Source organism: Micromonospora yasonensis, from assembly GCF_026013475.1.
GTDB classification, from domain to species: Bacteria; Actinomycetota; Actinomycetes; order Mycobacteriales; family Micromonosporaceae; genus Micromonospora; species Micromonospora yasonensis.
Genome location: NZ_JAPDPH010000056.1, coordinates 1 through 18,277, shown reverse-complemented (window position 1 = coordinate 18,277; position 18,277 = coordinate 1). Strand labels below are relative to the sequence as shown.

The following is an 18,277-nucleotide window of genomic DNA, read 5'->3' as shown; positions in this document are numbered from 1 at the left end:
CTCGTCACCTCACTTGTCGGAGCTGATACGACGGGCCAGCAGGTAGTTCACCGTCGACATCAGCGCGATGAGCAGGAAGAGCACGAGCGCGACGGCGCCGGCGTAGCCCCACCGGAAGCGCTGGTTCATCACGTCGAGCAGGTACATCGTGATGGTCTGGAACTGCCCCTCCGAGCCGCCGGAGAGGCCGCCGGAACCGCTGGTGAACAGCAGCGGCTCGGTGAACAGCTGCAGGCCGCCGATGGTGGAGATGATCAGCGTGAAGATGATTGTCGGGCGGAGCTGCGGGATGGTGATCGACCAGAACTGGCGCCGGCGGGAGGCGCCGTCCAGCGCCGCCGCCTCGTACATGTCCTTGCTGATGGACTGCATGGCGGCCAGGTAGATCAGGGCGTTGTAGCCGACCCAGCGCCAGTCGACCATGGTCGAGATGGCGAACCAGGAGGCGAACCGGTTGGCCCGCCAGTCGATCGGGTCCACGCCGATGGTGTCGAGCGCCCAGTTGACCAGGCCGAAGTCCTTGGCGTAGAGCATCGAGAAGATCAGCGCGACGACCGCGGTCGAGGTGATGATCGGCATCGCGATGGCCATCCGGAAGAAGGTCTGCGCGCGCAGCTTCCGGTTGAGCGCGTTGGCCAGCACCAGGGCCAGCATCAGCTGGGGCACGGTGGAGAGCACGAACATGCCGAACGTGTTGACCACCGCGTTCCAGAACTGCGGGTCGTCGGTGATCAGCTCGACGAAGTTGTCCAGGCCGACGAAGGAGATCGTCGCGTTCAGCGGCGACCGGTCGGTCAGCGCGATCCAGACGGTGTACGCGATCGGGTACGCGCTGAACACCGCGAAGATCACGAAGAACGGCAGGACGTACAGGTAGGGCGAGTACTTCAGGTCCAGCCGGGTGAACGAGGTGCGGCGGCGGTGCGCGGGACGGCCGCCGCGGGCGTGGTCGGGCGGCGCCGCGGCGTGCAGGTCGAGGCTCATGGGAGGTCCTTCTCCTCGGCCGGCGCCACCCGCCCACACGGGCGACGCCAGGGGTGGGCACCGCAGGTGGCGCCGACTGCCGGAGTCGACGCCACCCGCGGACGGCCGGGCCGGATCACTTGCCGGCGGCCGCACCGTTCTTCAGCGCCGCCTGCCACTGCTCGTCGGCGGACTTGCCCTGCTCCACCGCGCGGAGGGTGTTCTCCACGGCGGTACGGACCGCGTTGTTCTTCGGGCCGAGGTAGACCGGCTTCAGGTCGCTGGCGCCGGCGGCGAAGATCTTGCCGACCGGGGCCTTGCTGAAGTAGTCGTTGGTCGAGTCGACCACGGCCGGGTCGGCCAGCGCCTGCGGCGAGGACGGCAGGTTGCCGACCTTCTTGAACGCCTCGGTCTGTCCCTTGGCGCTGGTCAGGAACTTGGCCAGCGCCGCGGCCTCCTTCTGGTGCTTGCTCGACTTCGGCACGCCGAGGAACGAGCCGCCCCAGTTGCCGCCGTTGCCGGGGGCCTTGGCGATGTCCCACTTGCCGGCCGCCGCGTCACCGGCCTGGCCCTTGATGACACCGGTCATCCAGGCCGGGCAGGCGATGGTGGCGAAGGTGCCGTTCTTGAAACCGGCGTTCCACTCGTTGGAGAACGACTGGAGATTGTTCGACAGGCCGGCGGCGATCATCTTGGTGGTGAGGTCGTACGCCGACTTGACGTCCGGGTTCTGGTCGATGACCAGCTTGTTGCTCTTGTCGTAGTACGTGTAGCCGGTGCCCTGGCCGGCGATCTGCATGAGCACCACGTTGTAGAAGTTGGTCGCCGAGTCGACGAACTTGTGCTTCTTGTCGGCGGCGGCGAACTTCTGGCCGGTGGCGATGAACTGGTCCCAGGTGGGCCAGAGCGCGGCGACCTGCTCGCGGTCGGTGGGCAGCCCGGCGGCCTTGAACAGGTCGCTGCGGTAGCACAGCGCCATCGAGCCGACGTCGGTGCCGAGGCCGAGCACCTTGCCGTCCGGGGTGGTGCCCTGCTCCCACTTCCACGGCAGGAAGTTGCCCTTGAGGTCGTTCGCCCCGTGGTCGGCGAGGTTCACGAACCGGTCGGCCTGCGCGTAGAACTGGACGATGGTGCCCTCCTCCAGGGCCACCACGTCGCCCGCACCCGAGCCGGCGGTGATCTGCTGGGTCAGCCGGGTGTTGTAGTCGCCCAGGCCGAGGCCCTTGCCGCGCTCCTGGATCTTGACGTTCGGGTGCTCCGCTTCGTACTGCTTGTACAGCTCGTCGTAGCCGAAGCCCTGGTCGCCGAAGACGTCGACGACCAGGGTGACCGGGCCGTCGCTCTTGCCGCTGTCCGACGAGTCGTCGCCGCAGGCGGTGGCGGTGGCGAGCACCGCGACGGACGCGAGCGCGATGGCCGCGAATCGCCGACGGTGGGTTGGGACGCTCATCCGAGACCCCTCTTTCGGTGGTGAGGCGATATCTGTGTGGTGGGGGGTGCTGTCGCGCGGGCTCGCCGCCGCCGGACCGGCCGGTCACCGACGGCGACCCCGCGAGCGGGCAGGGATGAGACCCAGGCCACTCGCGGGAGCGCTCCCATGAGATTGCCGACAGGTGACAGGGGTGTCAATAGGCCTATGGGAGCGTTCCCAGATCGTTACCGCGTCGGCTTACCACCCGTCAGCGGGGCGGCCTCAGCAGAAGCGGCGCAGCAGGGTGGTGGCCCGTCCGGCGTCGAAGGCGGCCGGGTCGAAACCGGCGCTGGCCCACTCGCCCATGGCCCGGCGCTCCGGGTGCTCGGGATCGGCGAGGGCGGCCAGCAGCACCGCGTGCCCGGTCGGACCGCCGACCCCCTCCGGCGGGCAGGCCCGCTCCCCGTCGACGCAGACCGGGTAGCGCTCGTCCGCGTCGGCGGCGCAGACGTCCTCCACCAGCAGGTCGTGCTCCCACCAGTCGCCGAAGTCGTAGACGTACTGGAACCGGCAGCCCTTGTCCACCACCGCGTCCAACCGGACGTCCAGCTCGTCGCGGACCGCCAGCTCACCGTCCGGGTCGGGCTCGCCGTACTGGTGCCCGTCGATCTCGAACGAGTGCAGGTGGCAGTCCCGCCAGCCCATCGCGTGCTGCACCACCCGGTGCACGCGGTCCAGGGTATAGCCGCCGGGGACCAGCACCCGCCGCCACACCGGCGGCCGGACCCCGACCAGGGACACCTTGAGCTGGAAGATCTGCCGCGACATGCTTCCCGTCCCTCCTCGGCATAGGCTGCCAGCATGATCTGCCGAGCGTGCCGGGAGCGGCGGCACGACGACTGTCCAGGCCGGACGTGGTGCGACTGCCAGCACCGTACCCCCGAACCCACCCCGCCGGTCACCGGTCCGGCCGGCGAATGAGCGCCGGGACGTCCATCTCGCGGGTCTGGCCGACGCCCGCGACCGGTCCACTGACCGACCCCGAACTGGCCGCGCTCTACGGCCGGGCAGACCGCCCCCACCTGCGGGTGAACTTCGTGGCCAGCGCCGACGGCGCGGTCGCCCTGGCGGGCTACTCGGCCGGCCTCTCCGGCGCGCCCGACAAGCGGGTCTTCGGCCTGCTCCGGATGCTCTGCGACGGCCTGGTGGTGGCCGCCGGCACGCTGCGTCACGAGGGCTACCGGGCGGTCCGGCTGAGCGAGGACCGCCGGGCCTGGCGGCGGGAGCACGGTCTGACCGAGTACCCGACCCTGGTGGTCGTCTCCGGCTCACTGGACCTGGACCCGGCCCAGGCGTGCTTCGCCGACGCGCCGGTCCGGCCGCTGGTGCTCACCCGCGCCGGGGTCGAGCCGCCGCCCGGGCTGACCGAGGTGGCCGACCTCGTCCGCTGCGGCGCGGAGCGGGTGGACCTCGCCGCCGGCCTCGCCGAGCTGCGCCGCCGCGGGCTGGACCAATTGCTCTGCGAGGGCGGGCCGCAGCTGTTCGGCGCATTGACCGCCGCCGACCTGGTGGACGAGCTCTGCCTGACGGTGGCGCCGCTGCTGGCCGGTGCCGGCCCGGGCCGGATCACCGCCGGGGACGAAAGCCCCGCCCGCCCGCTGCCGCTGCGGCACGTGCTGGCCGCCGCGGACGGCGTGCTGATGCTCCGCTACGCCCGCGACCCGGGCGCGGCGCCGTCCGCCGGCGCCGCCCCCGCCGCCTGACCCGGCCGGCCGGCCGAGCCGGCTGACCGGGCCGGGCGCCGGCCGCGGGCCGGCCGGACCGGGCGCCGGTTCCGCCGGCAGCCTGGCGGTCCCGGACGGCCGGCTGCACTACGAGGTACGCGGACAGGGCCCCCTCGTCGCCCTGGTCGCCGCCCGATGGACGCCGGGGCCTTCGCGCCGCTGGCCGACCTACTGGCCGCGGAGCACACCGTGCTGACCACCGACCCGCGCGGCATCGGCCGCAGCGTCGAGGACCCGCCGGCGTTCGCCGCCCGGCTCGGCGAGGTGCTGGCCGAGGGCTGAGGCCGGCCCCTGCTCCTCGTCCGCCTCAGCAGGCCCGGGCGGACGACGGCCGCCGCCACGACGAGGGGCGCGGGTACGCCGTGCGGCGTACCCGCGCCCCTCGGTCGGAAGGCGCTGCCGGCCGACGTCGACGGCGGAGGAGTCCGCCGACGCCGGACCGGGCGGTCAGTTGACCGAGACGGCCGACCAGGCGGCGGCCACGGTGCTGTACTCCACGCTGCCAGTGCCGTAGAGGTCCGCGGCGGCGGACAGGGTGGCGGTGCGGGCACCGGCGTAGTCGGTCCGCGAGGTCATGTAGGTGGTGAGCGCGCGGTACCAGATGGCGCCGGCCTTGGCGTTGCCGATGCCGGTCACGGTGCTGCCGTTGCAGGTCGGGCTGTTGCCGTACGACGACGCGCCGCTGCCCACGGCGAGCAGGTAGAAGAAGTGGTTCGCCACACCGGATGAGTAGTGCACGTCCAGCCGGCCGACCGACCGGCTCCAGCAGTTGGCGGAGGAGCCGTCCTTGGAGGGCTGGTCCATGTACCGCAGCGGAGCGCCGCTGGTGCGCAGCTTCTCACCGATCAGGTAGTCGCCCGGGTCGTTGGCGTTGTTCGCGTAGAACTCGACCAGGGTGCCGAAGATGTCGCTGGTGGCCTCGTTGAGGCCGCCGGACTCGCCGCTGTAGCGCAGGCCGGCGGTGTTGCTGGTGACGCCGTGGCTCATCTCGTGGCCGGCCACGTCCAGCGAGGTCAGCGGGTACCAGCCGGAGCTCCCGTCGCCGTAGGTCATGCAGAAGCAGGAGTCCTGCCAGAACGCGTTGGCGTAGTTGGTGCTGTAGTGCACCCGGCTGTACGCCCCGACGCCGTCGTTGCGGATGCCGTTGCGGCCGAACGTGCTCTTGTAGAAGTCCCAGGTCTCCTGCGCGCCGTATGCGGCGTCGGCCGCGGCTGTCTGCCGGTTGGCCAGGGTGCCGTCGCCGAAGATGTTCGACACGCTGGTGACCAGGGTGCCGGTGCCGGTGGTGCCGCCGTTCAGGTCGTACGTCTTGTGGCCGCCCCGGGTGCCATCGGCGAGCTGGTAGGTGCCGACGGAGAGGGTGCTGCCCACGGTCACCGTGCCGGAGTGGAAGGTGTTGCCGGTGCCGTCGCGCTGCACGCCCTCCCACGAATCGCGGACCTTGCCGCTGGTGGCGTCGACCAGCACGTGCAGCTCGCTCGGGGTGCCGTCGGCGTACGCGCCGCCCACCACGACCTCGTAGGCGAGGGCGGTGCCGGTGGCGTCGGCGTCGTACACCAGCTGGCTGCCGTCGACCCGGCGGCTCGCGGCGGTCGAGGTGGCCAGCGCGGCGCGACCGGCGGCCGCGGCGCTCACCCGGGCCTTGGCGCCGCGGGTCGGGGCGGCGGCGAGGCTCTGGCTGGCGCCCTTCCAGTTGTTGCCCTTGCCCAGGTGGACGACGGTGTCACCGCCCAGGACCGGCAGGCCGTCCTGGTAGCGGTTGAGCCGGACGTGCTCGGTGCCGTCGGCGTCGGTGGTGACGTTCCGGAGGGTGAACGACTGGCCGTCGGTGACGAGCGTGCTGCCCGAGTGGGCCTTGAGCTGGGCCACCGCGCGGGTGAAGGCGTCACCGGACACGGGGGCGGCGGAGGCGGTGGTCGGCAGGCTGCCGGCGGCGGCCAGCAGCGCGGCCGTGGCCAGGCCGCCCAGGAGGGTGGTACGACGCATGGAACTCCTACCTTCACTAGGACTGCCGGTCGGGGGGGTACCGGCCGGCGGGTCGGCCACGTCCGGCGCGGGTGACCGGGCGTGACGGCGCACGGGATCGACGGAGGAAAGATCCTCGATGCGTTGTTGCACATTCTTGCCGCATCGGCCCCATGTCTGTCACGCCTTGCGGCCAAGATTTTTTTCACGGATTTTGGTGTCCCGTTCACCACCGCGACGTGGAGCCGGGAGGGGGACCTCCCGGCTCCACCGGTGTCACTTCTTCGTCAGGCGTACGACCCGCAAGGCCGGTGACGCGAGGATGGACTCCTCGCAGAACCGGCTCGGCACCCACTGTCCGGTCGAGAACATCGCCGTCTGGTCGGCGTGGTACGGCGAGGTCGGGTCGGCGGACTGCGACGACGCCAGCAGCGTGGTCACGTTCGGGCAGGCGCTCCCGCCGAAGCCCACCACCTGGAGGTAGGTGGTGCCGGTGGCGACCTCGACGTTGCCCGCCAGCGGGTGCCAGACCGGGTGGATCACGTTCAGGATCCCCATCTGCCACGATCCGCCGGGCAGCGGGATCCGCTGGCCGCCCCGGGTCACCGTCTGGTGGTCGCCGAGCCGGGCGTCCAGCGGGATGTTCGCGGCCCGCAGCTCGGCGGCGGCGTCACCGAAGGCCTGCTGCACGTTCGCCCGGTCGATGTCGAGCGTGTTCGGCGTGGTCAGCGGGTTCCGCGGATCGAACGGCACCTTCCACGGCAGGGAGGCGGGCACCGGGGCGCTCGGCACCAGCCGCATGATGAACCGCTCGAAGAGCAGCGAGCCCCGACTGTCCAGCGAGTAGGTGTGGTCCCAGGTGCTCAGGGCGGCACAGGCCGGGGTGACGTCGACCGGCCCGCCGGCCGAGGGAGCCATCCCACCGGGGAACGCGGCGCACATCCGGGCGGTGTCCGCCGCCGCGAGTTCGGCGACCCGGCTCCGGTTGGTGAACAGCATCTGCCGCATCGACCCGGTGGTGAAACCGCCCTTGGCCAGTTCCTCCTCGACGCTGAGGATCGACTCGCTGCCCCTATTGGCGATCGGGGGGCGGGCCCAGGGCGGGGCGGGGTGATGGGCCGGAGGTTCAGCGCGGCTCGCAGACCCGGCCGCTCTGGGCCGGATCAGCCTCCCGGGTCGCCGACCACAGCGGGTTGAGCGACAGCAGCAGGGGTGGCGCCTGCCAGGCGGCACCCAGCCGCTGGAGCAGTTCGTACTCCCCGGCGGCCTGAGCCACCTGCGCGCCGGCCAGGAAGGCGGTCACGTGATCCTCGACCGACCGCTCGCCGACCAGCCCGCCGTGCAGCGCCGGCGCCTGGAAGACGGGGATGCGGCTGTACTCGCCGGGCGGGGCCTCGGCGGCGCTGACCGTGGGCAGGAAGGCGATCATGCGGACGCCCGGCACCGGGCAGAGGATGCGGTTGCGGTAGAACGGCGCGTCGCTCAGCACCGAGCGGACGAACGGCTCGTCGGGTTCGTCCTTCACCGGCCTGGGGAGGTTCGCCAGCCAGAGCAGGACCCGCAACTCCCAGCCCGCCGCGACCCCCCACCCCTCGTGCCCCGGCGGCGGGTAGTAGGTCCGGCCGGCCTGGATGAGCGGGCTGAACATCACCGCGGCGGCCACCGGGCCCCGGGGCAGCCGCTCCAGATAGGTCCGCGCCACCATCGATCCCTCGCTCTGGCCGATCAGGGCGATCGGCCGGGAGGTGCGGCCGTGCAGCGCGGCCACCTGCTTGGCGAGCATGGCGGCGCTGGCGTCGAGCGACTGGTGGGTCGCGTCCGGCAGGTACGGCAGCGGCCGGCCGTTCGCGTCCAGCCCGCGGTAGGAGAACAGTTCGCCCCGCGGATCGGCGGGTGGGTCGCCGTCCCAGCGGGAGTCGTGCCCGCCGAGGACGATCACCGCGTACGGCACCCGGTCCGGTAGCCGTTCGGCGAGGATCGGCGGCCGCCACGCGATCCGGTCACCGGCGGCGACACCGACCAGCGACTGGGCGAACACCGCCCCCGCGATGGTCAGGACGATCGCGATCGGGGCGACCGGGACGCGGGGCAGCCGGATCCGGGCCGGCCGCGCCGCCGCGGCCACGGCCCGTTGCCAGAGCAGCGCGTTCGCCAGGCCGGCCAGGCCGGCCACCACCACCGCCCACCAGTCCGGCGCGCTGGAGATCACCGCGCCGGCCACGGTGAGCACCACGAAGTTCAGCGACGACCAGCCGAACAACTCGATCGTCGGCAGGCCACGCCACCACCGGGGAACCACGCCGGCGCGGGCCAGGAAGGGGGCGAGCACCAGCATCGGGGCGAGCGAGGCGAACAGGTACCAGGAGAGCGCCACCGCGGAGAAGGCGACGGAGAGCGCGGCCCACGGCGAGATGACCACCGCGGCCAGCGCCGCGACCTCCAGATTGCGCCGGACCAGCCAGCCCCAGCTCGGACGCGGCGTGCCGGCCGGCCAGGCCAGCGCGGTCAGCCCGGCGGAGAGCACCCCCCGGGCCGCCAGGACGGCGAGCAGCCCGACCACGAAGGCCAGCCACGAGTCGTGGTAGACCAGCAGCCAGCGCAGGTCGTGGTAGGAGTCGTAGGGCCAGACGGCGGTGGCCTGCGGGGCGAGTCCACGGGCGGCGTGGAAGTCGACCGCGACCAGTAGCGCCTCCTCGACCACCGGCGGCAGCACAGCCAGGACGAGCAGCCCGGCCGACCGCCGCCGTGTCGATGTCATGTCCACTCCCGCTTTTCCCTTGCAGGATCTCGCGGATCGTCCCGGGACGGGGCGGAAACAGCGCGAGCTCTGCCCGTACGCGGCGTGCTCACGCGACCCCGCTCGGCAAGGTCGTCGGCTCCGTCCCGTGGCGTCCGCCGCGTCGCGTGGCAACCTGTCGCATCCCTCGGGCAGGATGCAGGTCGTGCGCCGCGACCGAGACGACCAGCCGACCGGAGACCGCCGATGACCGACGACCTGATCGACGGCCCCGGCGACGGGGTCGGCCGGGTGCTCGGCACCGCCGACGCCACCCCGCTCACCTTCTGGACCGCCGTCTCCCCCGGCAGCTACCTGCAGCTCGACGACGTGGTGGTGACCCGCCGCGAGCTGCCCGACCGTGAGCCGGTGACCATCGCCGGCGTGGTCACCCAGGTGCGTGCCCGGCACGAGGGGGCGCAGTTCGACTCCGACGTCTTCGCCATCGCCGACGGCACCCTGCCGGCCCAGGTCCAGGAGGCCGCCGAGGTCACCACCACCCGGGTCGACCCGGAGTTCTACGTGCCGCCCACCCCGGGCGCCGTGGTGCACCGGGCCGAGGGCGACGCCCGGGCCCGGGCGCTGCACTTCGACCGGATGGAGCGGCGCATCCCGATGGGCATGGGCCGCGACGGCGTCCCGGTCTACCTGAACGCCGACTTCCTCGACGGCACCCGGGGTGCGCACGTCTCCATCTCCGGCATCTCCGGGGTGGCCACCAAGACCAGCTTCGCCACGTTCCTGCTCTACTCGGTCTTCCGGTCCGGGGTGCTCGGCGGCGACGCGGTCAACGCCAAGGCGCTCATCTTCAACGTCAAGGGCGAGGATCTGCTCTTCCTCGACCACCCCAACGCCCGGCTCGACGACGCCACCCGCGCCGGCTACGCGAAGCTCGGCCTGGCCGCCGGCGCGTTCCCCGACGTCCGGGTCCACGCCCCGCCCCGGGTCGGCGACTCCTCCGGCACGCCGGACGTGAGCAGCCGGCTCACCGGGGTGGACAGCTTCTACTGGACGCTGAGCGAGTTCTGCGCCGACCGCCTGCTGCCCTACGTCTTCGCCGACGCCGACGACGAACGGCAGCAGTACACGATGGTGGTGCACTCGGTCGCCGCCCACCTGGCCCGGTACGCCCAGCCCGCCGACGGCGGGGTGAGCATCGACGGGGTCCGGCTCGGCTCGTACGCCGACCTGGTCGACCACATCGTCGAGCAGCTCAACGACGACGAGACCCGGGGCGACTGGGCGGGCAGCGCGGTGGGGCTGGGCACGGTCAACGCGTTCGCCCGCCGGCTGATCGGCAGCAAGAAGGACCTCGGCCGGTTGATCCGGGGCGACCTGGCCACCCGCCGCCCGCACTCGATCAACACGTCGGAGAGCGCCCAGGTCACCGTGGTCGACCTGCACAACCTGCCGGACCGGGCGCAGCGCTTCGTGGTCGGTGTGACGCTCAAGAGCGAGTTCGAGCGCAAGGAGAAGGCCGGCACCGCCAAGCCGCTGCTCTTCGTGGTCCTCGACGAGCTCAACAAGTACGCCCCGCGCGAGGGCTCCTCCCCGATCAAGGAGGTGCTGCTCGACATCGCCGAACGGGGGCGCTCGCTCGGGGTGATCCTGGTCGGCGCGCAGCAGACCGCCAGCGAGGTGGAGCGGCGGATCGTCACCAACTCGGCGATCCGGGTGGTCGGCCGGCTCGACCCAGCCGAGGCGTCCCGCCCGGAATACGGCTTCCTCCCGCCCGCCCAGCGACAGCGGGCGCTGCTGGCCAAGCCGGGCACCATGTTCGTCAACCAGCCGGACATCCCGGTGCCGCTCTGCCTGGAGTTCCCCTTCCCGGCCTGGGCCACCCGGGTCTCCGAGGCCGGCCGGGCGCCGTCGGAGACGCTCCGCTCGATCACCCAGGCGGCCGACCCGTTCGCGGTGGTGGGCTCCGGCACCGCCGACGACGACATCCCGTTCTGAGGGGCCGGTCATGAAGATCCTGCACACCTCCGACTGGCACGTCGGCAAGGTGCTCAAGGGGCAGCCGCGCGCCGACGAGCACAAGCAGGTCCTCGCGCAGGTGATCGAGATCGCCCGCACCGAGCGGCCCGACCTGGTCATCGTGGCCGGCGACCTCTACGACACCGCCGCGCCCACCCCGGAGGCGACCCGCCTGGTCACCCGGGCGCTGACCGCGCTGCGGCGGACCGGGGCGGACGTGGTGGCGGTCGGCGGCAACCACGACAACGGTCAAGCCCTCGACGCGCTGCGCCCCTGGGCCGAGGCGGCCGGCATCACGCTGCGCGGCAGCGTGCGGGACAACCCGGCCGAGCACATCATCGACGGGGTCACCGCGGGCGGCGAGCGCTGGCAGCTCGCCGCACTGCCCTTCCTCTCCCAGCGGTACGCGGTCCGGGCCGTGGAGATGTACGAGCTGACCGCCGCCGAGGCCAACCAGACGTACGCCGACCACCTCGGCCGGGTGCTCGCCCGGCTCGCCGAGGGCTTCACCGAGCCGGACCGGGTGCACCTGGTCACCGCGCACCTCACCGTGGTCGGGGCGAGCACCGGCGGCGGCGAGCGGGACGCGCACACCGTGCTGGGCTACGCGGTGCCGGCCACGGTCTTCCCCGGCAACGCGCACTACGTGGCCCTGGGCCACCTGCACCGCTCGCAGCGGGTGATCGGCCCCTGCCCGATCCGCTACAGCGGCAGCCCCCTCGCGGTCGACTTCGGCGAGCAGGAGAACGTCGGCTCGGTGACGATCGTCGAGGTCACCGCGACGACCGCGGCGCAGGTGCGGGAGGTGCCGGTGCCGGGTGCGGTGCCGCTGCGCACGGTCCGCGGCACCCTGGCCCAGCTCGCCGAGATCGACGCCCCCGAGGGCTGGCTGCGGGTCTACGTCCGCGAGCAGCCCCGCGCCGGGCTGCGCGAGGAGGTGCAGGAGCTGCTGCCCCGGGCGCTGGAGATCCGGATCGACCCGGAGCTGGTGCCCGCCCCCGGCAGCGCCACCCGCACCGCGCAGCGGGCCGGCCGCTCGCCGCGCGAGCTCTTCGCCGACTACCTGGGCAGCCGCGGGCACGTCGACGAGGGCGTCCAGGAACTCTTCGACGAGCTGCTCGAGGAGGTGGACCACTGATGCGACCGATGCGGCTGGACATGGCCGGCTTCACCGTCTTCCGCGAGGAGACCACCGTCGACTTCACCGACGCGGACTTCTTCGCCCTGGTCGGGCCGACCGGCTCCGGCAAGTCGACGGTGCTCGACGCGATCTGCTTCGCCCTCTACGGCACCGTGCCCCGGTGGGGCGGCACCCGGGGGCTGGCCAACGCGCTCGCCCCCTCCGCCACCGAGGCCCGGGTGCGGCTGGTCTTCGAGTCCGCCGGCGACCGGTACGTGGCCACCCGGGTGGTCCGCCGGGACGGCCGGGGCACGGTGAAGACCGCCAATGCCGGGTTGCAGCTGATGCCGCCCGGCTTCGACGTCACCAAGCTCGACACCGGGCTCAGCCCGGAGGACCTCGGCGAGGTGGTGGCCGGCACCCCCGCCGAGATGGAGCAGGCGGTGCTGGACGCGGTCGGGCTGCCGTACGAGCAGTTCACCAGCTGCGTGGTGCTGCCGCAGGGGCAGTTCGCCGACTTCCTGCACGCCAAGCCGGCCACCCGGCAGCAGATCCTGGTCAACCTGCTCGGCCTGGGCATCTACGAGGAGGTGCAGAAGCGGGCCACCGAGCGGGCCGGCCAGGCCGAGGCGAAGCTGGAGGCGGTCGACCGGATGCTCGGCGGGCTCGCCGACGTCGACGACGAGACCCTCGCCGGCGCGCGGGAGCGGGTCGACCGGATGCGGGAGTTGGCCGGGGCGGTCGCGGCCGCCGTACCGGAGCTGGACCAGGCCCGGGCGACGGCCCGGGAGCAGGCGGCGGCGCTCGCCGCGCTCGACGCGGAGCTGGCCGTGCTGGCCGGGGTCCGGCCGCCGGACGGGACCGCGGAGCTGGCCCGGGCGGTGGCCAGCGCCCGGGCGGCGGCCGACGAGTCCGCGGCGGCGGTCGGGCTGGCCGAGGAACGCGAGGAGAAGCTGCGCGGCGAGCTGGCCGCGGCCGGCGACGAGAGCGTGCTGCGCCTGCTGCTCAAGGCGCACGCCGACCGGGAGCGGCTGGCCGGCGAGCTGGCGGCGGTCCGCACGGCGGTGACCGCGGCGCAGACCGAGCACGACGCTGCGGCCGACGCGCTCGCGGCGGCCCGGGCCGCCGCCGAACGAGCCGAGGCGCAGCTGGAGGCGGCGTTCCGGGCGCACGAGGAGGCCAAGGCCACCGACCAGGCGGTGGCGCTGCGGGCGCACCTGGTCGACGGGGCAGCGTGCCCGGTCTGCGAGCAGCCGGTCGCGCGGGTGCCGGCGGTGCCGAAGGGGTCGGCGGTGGCCCGGGCGGTCGAGGCCGGCAAGGCGGCCCGGACGGCCAGCGAGGCGGCGAAGCGGATGGTGCAGGAGCGCGACACCGCCGCGCGCGAGCTGGACCGGGTGCTACTGCGCGCCCGCACCGAGCACGACCAGCTCCGGGCCCGGCTGGCCGAGCTGGACGAGCAGCTCGCCGACGCGGCCGCGCCGGAGACGCTGCGGGAGACCCTGGCCGAGCACGCCCGGCTGCGCCGCGCCCTGGAGGAGGCGGCCTGCGCGGTCCGGGCCGGCCGGGACGCCGCCCGCCGGGCCCGGGGCGCGCTCGACGGCGCGCAGGAGCGGCTGCGCCGCGCGTGGCGGGACTTCGACGCCGTCCGGGACGGGCTGGCCCGGTTCGGCCCGCCCGCCGCCGACCGGGACGATGTGGCCGCCGCCTGGGCCGCCCTCGCCGGCTGGGCCGGCGAGCAGGCCGACCGGCGGCGGGCCGACCGGGACGGGCTGGTCGCCGTGGTCGACGCGGCCGAGACCGCCGCGGGCGAGGTGGCGACACGGATCGCCGGGCTGTTCACCGCCGCCGGGCTGGATCCGGCGGACGACCCGCTGCGGGACGCGGCGGTGGCCGTGGAGCGCGCCGAGGCGGAGCTACGCCGGCTGGAGGAGCGCCGCGAGCAGGCCGCCGAGCTGCACGAACAGCGGGCCGGGCACGAGCGGGAGTCGCGCATCGCCCGGGCCCTCGCCGGGCACCTGCGGGCCAACAACTTCGAGCGCTGGCTGCTCGCCGAGGCGCTGGACCTGCTGGTCGACGGCGCGTCGCGGATCCTGCGCGAGCTGTCCAACGGCCAGTACGACCTGGTGCACGACAAGGGTGAGTTCTTCGTGGTCGACCACCACGACGCCGGGCTGCGCCGGGGCGTGCGCACGCTCTCCGGCGGGGAGACGTTCCAGGCCTCGCTGGCGCTGGCCCTCGCGCTCTCCGAGCAGCTCGCCGGGATGTCCACCACCGCTGCCAGCCTGGAGTCGATCGTTCTCGACGAGGGTTTCGGCACCCTCGACGCGGCCACCCTGGACACGGTCGCGGCCACCCTGGAGAGCCTGGCCGCCCGGGGCGACCGGATGGTCGGCGTGGTCACCCACGTGCCGGCGCTCGCCGAGCGGATCCCGGTCCGCTTCGAGGTCCGCAAGGACGCGCGTACCGCCCGCGTCGAACGGACGGGCCTGTGAGGAGCGCGGCGCAGCGGAGCCCCGCAGTCGCGAACGGAAGGTGGTCGGCGCGGTGAGGTTCTACGTCGACGCGTGGGACCCGGCGTACGGGGCGTCGTTCGAGGCGGCCGGCGGGGGCGGTCCGGCCGCGCCGAGCAGCGCCCAGGTCGACGCCGACGTCGAGTTGCCGGCCACCGACTGGCGGGCCATCGGCGCCCGGCCGGACGTGGTCGCCCCGGACGTGGTGCTGCTGGTCGACGGGGTGCGCCGGATCGATGCAAGCGTCTGGACGGCCGAGGACGACGGCGGCTCGTACCCGGGCATCGCCGCCTCGTACGCGGCCGGGGTGGTCCGCTGCGACCTGGACCGGGGCGCGGCCGAGCTGGCCGGGTCGAAGGTGGGCCGGGGGCTGTTCACCGCCAGCCCGTCCGCGCAGGACGTGGTGGCCGGGTCGATCCGCTACCCGGTGCACCGGGTCGGCGGCACCGGTGAGCTGAGCAAGCTGCCCGCCGCGGTGCAGGCGCCGCTGACCGCGCTGGAGGTGGCGGTCTCCGACGCGGTACGCACCGACGGCGACCTGCTGGTGGTGGACGGGCCGCTGCGCAGCCGCCGCAACCTGCCCCGCACCCTGGGCTACATCAAGACCCAGCACAGCCAGTACCTCGACGCCCGGCTGACCACGGTGGTGACCGGCCTGGCCCCGGGGCAGCGCTGCCCGGTGTTCCGGCTGGGCACCGCGTGGGGCGGCTACTCCTGGTATCTGCGGCTGCCGGTGGCCGGTGGCGCGCCCTGGGCGGGCATCGTCCGGATGGAGTGCTCGGCCGAGCTGACCGAGACCGAGGCGATCGAGCTGGCCGACCTCTCCCTGGTCACCCTGCCCCGGTTCGCCTCCAGCCCGTACAAGGACCCGCGGGCCCCGCAGAACCTGATCCCGATCGCCGGCCTGGAGCGCCGGCTGCGCGGGCTGCTCGGCGACGCCCGCCTGCTGCACCGGGTGCTGATCGGCGCGGCCCGGGCGGGCCGCCGCTGATGGGCCGCCGACGCGGCGTCGACCGGGTGGTCGAGCAGGTCGACACCGGGCAGGCCGAACTGGTGCCCGACCCGGACCGGCCGGGCTCGTGGACCCTGCTGCTGGACGGCGCCCCGCAGTCGCACGTGGACCTGGCCGACCCGACGCACCTGGAGTTCGAGTACGTCCGCCGGCTGGCCGCCGCGCTCGACCTGGTCGCCCCGGCGGGCGCCCCGCTGCGGGTACTGCACCTCGGCGGCGGCGCGCTGACCCTGCCCCGGTACGTCACCGCCACCCGCCCCGGCTCCACCCAACGGGTGTCCGAGGTGGACGGAGCGCTGGTGGACCTGGTACGCCGGGCGCTGCCCTGGCCGAGCGACCCGCGGCTGCGGGTCCGGGTGGCCGATGCCCGGGCCGCCCTCACGTCGAGCCGGGACGCCAGTTACGACGTGGTGGTCGCCGACGTCTTCGCCGGCGCGCGTACCCCGGCCCATCTGACCTCCGTGGAGTACGCCGCAGAGGTGGCCCGGGTGCTCCGGCCCGACGGGTTCTACCTGGCCAACATCGCCGACGGTCCGCCGCTGCGGCACGCCCGCGCCCAGGTGGCCACGGTGCGGGCGGTGCTGCCCCGGGCCTGCCTGGTAGGCGACGCGGCGGTGTTGCGCGGCCGGCGCTACGGCAACCTGGTGCTGGTCGCGGCCCGGGTCGATCCGCCGGTGCCGGAGTTGACCCGGCGGGCCGCCGGGGACTGGTTCCCCGGCCGGGTGCTGGCCGCCGACGAGCTGGACCGGTTCGCCGGCGGCGCTGCCGTGGTCCACGACGCGGACGCCACCGACTCCACCCCGCCACCGCCCGGGATCTTCTCCGTGGGTCGCTGATCCGCGGCGCGGCCGGCCACCGTCGTCGGCCCGTACGCGTCGGCGGTGTCGCCCGTCACGGAACACCCGCATGGCAGAGTGGCGGGGTGACCTCCCCCGCCGCCCGCCGGACGCTGCGCCCACCGGCCGGCTACCGGCTGGCCGCCTCGGTGCGCGGGCTCACCTTCAGCGCGTACGACCCGTGCGCCCGGATCGCCGCGGGCACCTTCTGGTGGGCCACCCGCACCCCGGCCGGGCCGGCCACCCTCGCGCTGCGGCCCGAGGCGGGCGACCTCGTCGCCGAGGGATACGGCCCCGGGGCGGACTGGGTGGTCGACCGGGCCGACGCGGTGGCCGGGCTGCGCGACGACCTGACCGGCTTCGCCGAACTCGCGGCGGCGCACCCCCTCGTCGCCCGGCTGGCCCGGGAACACCACGGGCTGCGGATGCCGGCCACCGGGCTGGTCTTCCCCCGGGTGCTGCGGGCCGTCTTCGAGCAGAAGGTCACCGGCAAGGAGGCGTACCGGGCGTACGCGGCGACCGTGCGGCACTTCCGGGAGCCGGCACCCGGCCCGCTGCAACCCCTGCTGCTGCCGCCGGAGGCGGCGGCCGTGGCGGCCACGCCGTACTGGGTCTTCCACCCGTTCGGCGTGGAGCAGCGCCGGGCCGACACGCTGCGCCGGGCGGCCGCCGTCGCGGACCGGCTGGAACGCTGCGCCGATGCCGCGGAGGCCACCCGCCGGCTCACCGCGATCCCCGGCATCGGCCCGTGGACCGCCGCCGAGGTGGTCCGCGTCGCGTACGGGGACCCGGACGCGGTCAGCGTCGGCGACTACCACATCCCCAACACGGTCGCCTGGGCCCTGGCCGGGGAGCCGCGCGGCGACGACGCGCGGATGCTGGCCCTGCTGGCGCCGTTCCGGGGCCACCGGGGGCGGGTCTGCCTGCTGCTGGAAGCCGCCGGCATCCAGGCGCCCCGGTACGGGCCCCGGGCGACCATCCGCTCCTTCGCCGCCTACTGACCGGCGCAGAGCCGGCGCAGGGTACGCCCCAGCCACCAGGCGTACGCGTGCTGCGCTGCCCGGCCGACCGGCCCGGCCGCGCGTACCCAGCGGTGGGCCGGCCGGCTGAACGCGGTGATCTCGAAGACGACCGCGTCCCCGTCCCGGCGCACCAGGAACGCCTCCTCGCCGACCTCCGGGTGCCCGGGCAGCGTGCCGTAGCCGAACCCGGCCCGGTCCGGCTCGTCCAGCGCCCAGACCACCTCGGTGGGCCCCCAGATCCGCAGCGGCCCGACCCCGAGCCCCGGGGTGACCCGCACGCCCGCGTCGGCGCGCGGCGCGTCGGTGCGCATCACTACGCCGGCCGCCCGGTGCAGCCGCCAGCCGAGCACGGCGTCCGCCGCGACCGGGAAGCAGCCGGCCGGCAGCCGGACCCGGTGGCGCAGGTGGTGGTAGCCGGCCGGCAGGCGTCCGTCGCGGGTCGCCCCCACCTCGGCGTACGTCAGCTCGGGCACGGCCACCTCCTCACGCGGGACACCGCCAGCGTACGGCCGGGCCGGGTGGGCCGCCCGGCGGCGGCGCGGCGGGCTGTGGTGGGCTTGCCGGGTGACCGATCAGGTGACCATCGCCCCGGCCGGTGTCGCGGACGCCGGTGAGATCCTCACCGTGCAGCGCGCCGCGTACCTGGTGGAGGCGCAGCGCTACCGGGACCTGTTCCTGCCGCCGCTGACCGAGACCCTGGACGAGGTCCGCGCCGCCCTGGCCGGCCCGGCCGTGGTGCTGGCCGCCCGGCTCGGGCCCCGCCTCGTCGGCTCGATACGCGCCCGGATCGACGGCGACACCGCCCACGTCGGCCGGCTCTCGGTCGCGCCGGACCAGCAGGGGCGCGGCATCGGCGGGCGCCGCCTACGGCAAGCCCGCGAACTTCTCCTGCAAGACCCCG

15 protein-coding genes and 1 pseudogene are annotated in these 18,277 nt (G+C 74.3%); 9 read left to right on the top strand and 7 right to left on the bottom strand.

The window, feature by feature from the left end; genetic code table 11:
• Nucleotides 1-9 precede the first annotated feature (9 nt).
• The 3 genes from ONA70_RS14380 to ONA70_RS14370 form a co-directional block, all read right to left on the bottom strand.
• Nucleotides 10-984 carry a carbohydrate ABC transporter permease gene (locus ONA70_RS14380; protein ID WP_265006916.1) on the bottom strand — a complete coding sequence of 325 codons (975 nt, stop codon included), beginning with the start codon at nucleotides 982-984 and terminating at the stop codon, nucleotides 10-12.
• Between the two features lie 115 nt (nucleotides 985-1,099).
• Complete coding sequence (locus ONA70_RS14375; RefSeq protein ID WP_265006915.1) at nucleotides 1,100-2,413, bottom strand: ABC transporter substrate-binding protein; 1,314 nt, start codon at nucleotides 2,411-2,413, stop codon at nucleotides 1,100-1,102.
• Nucleotides 2,414-2,656: 243 nt separating this feature from the next.
• The gene (locus ONA70_RS14370; RefSeq protein WP_265006914.1) at nucleotides 2,657-3,202 is read right to left on the bottom strand and encodes a plasmid pRiA4b ORF-3 family protein; all 546 of its coding nucleotides are present in this window, start codon (nucleotides 3,200-3,202) and stop codon (nucleotides 2,657-2,659) included.
• Between the two features lie 149 nt (nucleotides 3,203-3,351).
• Between ONA70_RS14370 and ONA70_RS14365 the strand changes: the two genes are divergently transcribed.
• Together ONA70_RS14365 and ONA70_RS14360 are read left to right on the top strand one after the other, a co-directional pair.
• Nucleotides 3,352-4,137 (top strand): pyrimidine reductase family protein, encoded by a 786-nt coding sequence (locus tag ONA70_RS14365; protein WP_265006913.1) that lies wholly within the window; start codon nucleotides 3,352-3,354, stop codon nucleotides 4,135-4,137.
• An 82-nt stretch (nucleotides 4,138-4,219) separates the two neighbouring features.
• Nucleotides 4,220-4,398, top strand: a pseudogene (locus ONA70_RS14360) (alpha/beta fold hydrolase); the annotation flags it as partial.
• Nucleotides 4,399-4,605: 207 nt separating this feature from the next.
• Here ONA70_RS14360 and ONA70_RS14355 read toward each other — a convergent pair.
• From ONA70_RS14355 to ONA70_RS14345, 3 genes are all read right to left on the bottom strand, one after another.
• A complete protein-coding gene (locus ONA70_RS14355; protein ID WP_265006912.1) occupies nucleotides 4,606-6,144 on the bottom strand; it encodes a M4 family metallopeptidase in 1,539 nt (512 codons plus the stop codon).
• 255 nt (nucleotides 6,145-6,399) lie between these two features.
• Nucleotides 6,400-7,356 carry a penicillin acylase family protein gene (locus ONA70_RS14350; protein WP_265006911.1) on the bottom strand — a complete coding sequence of 319 codons (957 nt, stop codon included), beginning with the start codon at nucleotides 7,354-7,356 and terminating at the stop codon, nucleotides 6,400-6,402.
• A complete protein-coding gene (locus ONA70_RS14345) occupies nucleotides 7,250-8,881 on the bottom strand; it encodes a hypothetical protein (protein ID WP_265006910.1) in 1,632 nt (543 codons plus the stop codon). Before ONA70_RS14345 ends, ONA70_RS14350 begins: the two co-directional genes overlap by 107 nt.
• Nucleotides 8,882-9,106: 225 nt before the next feature.
• Between ONA70_RS14345 and ONA70_RS14340 the strand changes: the two genes are divergently transcribed.
• The 6 genes from ONA70_RS14340 (at nucleotide 9,107) to ONA70_RS14315 (ending at nucleotide 17,355) form a co-directional block, all read left to right on the top strand.
• The gene (locus ONA70_RS14340) at nucleotides 9,107-10,855 is read left to right on the top strand and encodes an ATP-binding protein (protein WP_265006909.1); all 1,749 of its coding nucleotides are present in this window, start codon (nucleotides 9,107-9,109) and stop codon (nucleotides 10,853-10,855) included.
• A gap of 10 nt (nucleotides 10,856-10,865) precedes the next feature.
• Nucleotides 10,866-12,014, top strand: a complete 1,149-nt coding sequence (locus ONA70_RS14335) for an exonuclease SbcCD subunit D (RefSeq protein WP_265006908.1) — start codon at nucleotides 10,866-10,868, stop codon at nucleotides 12,012-12,014.
• Nucleotides 12,014-14,488, top strand: coding sequence for an SMC family ATPase (locus ONA70_RS14330; protein WP_265006907.1), 2,475 nt, complete (start codon nucleotides 12,014-12,016; stop codon nucleotides 14,486-14,488). Before ONA70_RS14335 ends, ONA70_RS14330 begins: the two co-directional genes overlap by 1 nt.
• Before the next feature lie 40 nt (nucleotides 14,489-14,528).
• Complete coding sequence (locus ONA70_RS14325; RefSeq protein WP_406601194.1) at nucleotides 14,529-15,497, top strand: hypothetical protein; 969 nt, start codon at nucleotides 14,529-14,531, stop codon at nucleotides 15,495-15,497.
• A complete protein-coding gene (locus ONA70_RS14320) occupies nucleotides 15,497-16,354 on the top strand; it encodes a spermidine synthase (protein WP_265006905.1) in 858 nt (285 codons plus the stop codon). The genes ONA70_RS14325 and ONA70_RS14320 overlap by 1 nt, the downstream gene beginning before the upstream one ends.
• An 86-nt stretch (nucleotides 16,355-16,440) precedes the next feature.
• Nucleotides 16,441-17,355, top strand: a complete 915-nt coding sequence (locus tag ONA70_RS14315) for a DNA-3-methyladenine glycosylase family protein (protein WP_265006904.1) — start codon at nucleotides 16,441-16,443, stop codon at nucleotides 17,353-17,355.
• Here ONA70_RS14315 and ONA70_RS14310 read toward each other — a convergent pair.
• Nucleotides 17,349-17,849, bottom strand: a complete 501-nt coding sequence (locus tag ONA70_RS14310; RefSeq protein ID WP_265006903.1) for a DUF1990 family protein — start codon at nucleotides 17,847-17,849, stop codon at nucleotides 17,349-17,351. The genes ONA70_RS14315 and ONA70_RS14310 overlap by 7 nt on opposite strands.
• A 91-nt stretch (nucleotides 17,850-17,940) precedes the next feature.
• On the opposite strand from ONA70_RS14310, the gene ONA70_RS14305 reads away from it, so the two are divergent.
• Nucleotides 17,941-18,277: GNAT family N-acetyltransferase (locus ONA70_RS14305; RefSeq protein ID WP_265006902.1), on the top strand; the 337-nt coding region annotated here is incomplete at its 3' end.

Bases quoted from the DNA above. Each gene is read 5' to 3' on its own strand.
- ONA70_RS14380 (WP_265006916.1), bottom strand. From the start codon at position 984: ATGAGCCTCGACCTGCACGCCGCGGCGCCGCCCGACCACGCCCGCGGC.
- ONA70_RS14345 (WP_265006910.1), bottom strand. From the start codon at position 8,881: ATGACATCGACACGGCGGCGGTCGGCCGGGCTGCTCGTCCTGGCTGTG.
- ONA70_RS14330 (WP_265006907.1), top strand. From the start codon at position 12,014: ATGCGACCGATGCGGCTGGACATGGCCGGCTTCACCGTCTTCCGCGAG.
- ONA70_RS14355 (WP_265006912.1), bottom strand. From the start codon at position 6,144: ATGCGTCGTACCACCCTCCTGGGCGGCCTGGCCACGGCCGCGCTGCTG.
- ONA70_RS14320 (WP_265006905.1), top strand. From the start codon at position 15,497: ATGGGCCGCCGACGCGGCGTCGACCGGGTGGTCGAGCAGGTCGACACC.
- ONA70_RS14370 (WP_265006914.1), bottom strand. From the start codon at position 3,202: ATGTCGCGGCAGATCTTCCAGCTCAAGGTGTCCCTGGTCGGGGTCCGG.
- ONA70_RS14375 (WP_265006915.1), bottom strand. From the start codon at position 2,413: ATGAGCGTCCCAACCCACCGTCGGCGATTCGCGGCCATCGCGCTCGCG.
- ONA70_RS14365 (WP_265006913.1), top strand. From the start codon at position 3,352: ATGAGCGCCGGGACGTCCATCTCGCGGGTCTGGCCGACGCCCGCGACC.
- ONA70_RS14340 (WP_265006909.1), top strand. From the start codon at position 9,107: ATGACCGACGACCTGATCGACGGCCCCGGCGACGGGGTCGGCCGGGTG.
- ONA70_RS14335 (WP_265006908.1), top strand. From the start codon at position 10,866: ATGAAGATCCTGCACACCTCCGACTGGCACGTCGGCAAGGTGCTCAAG.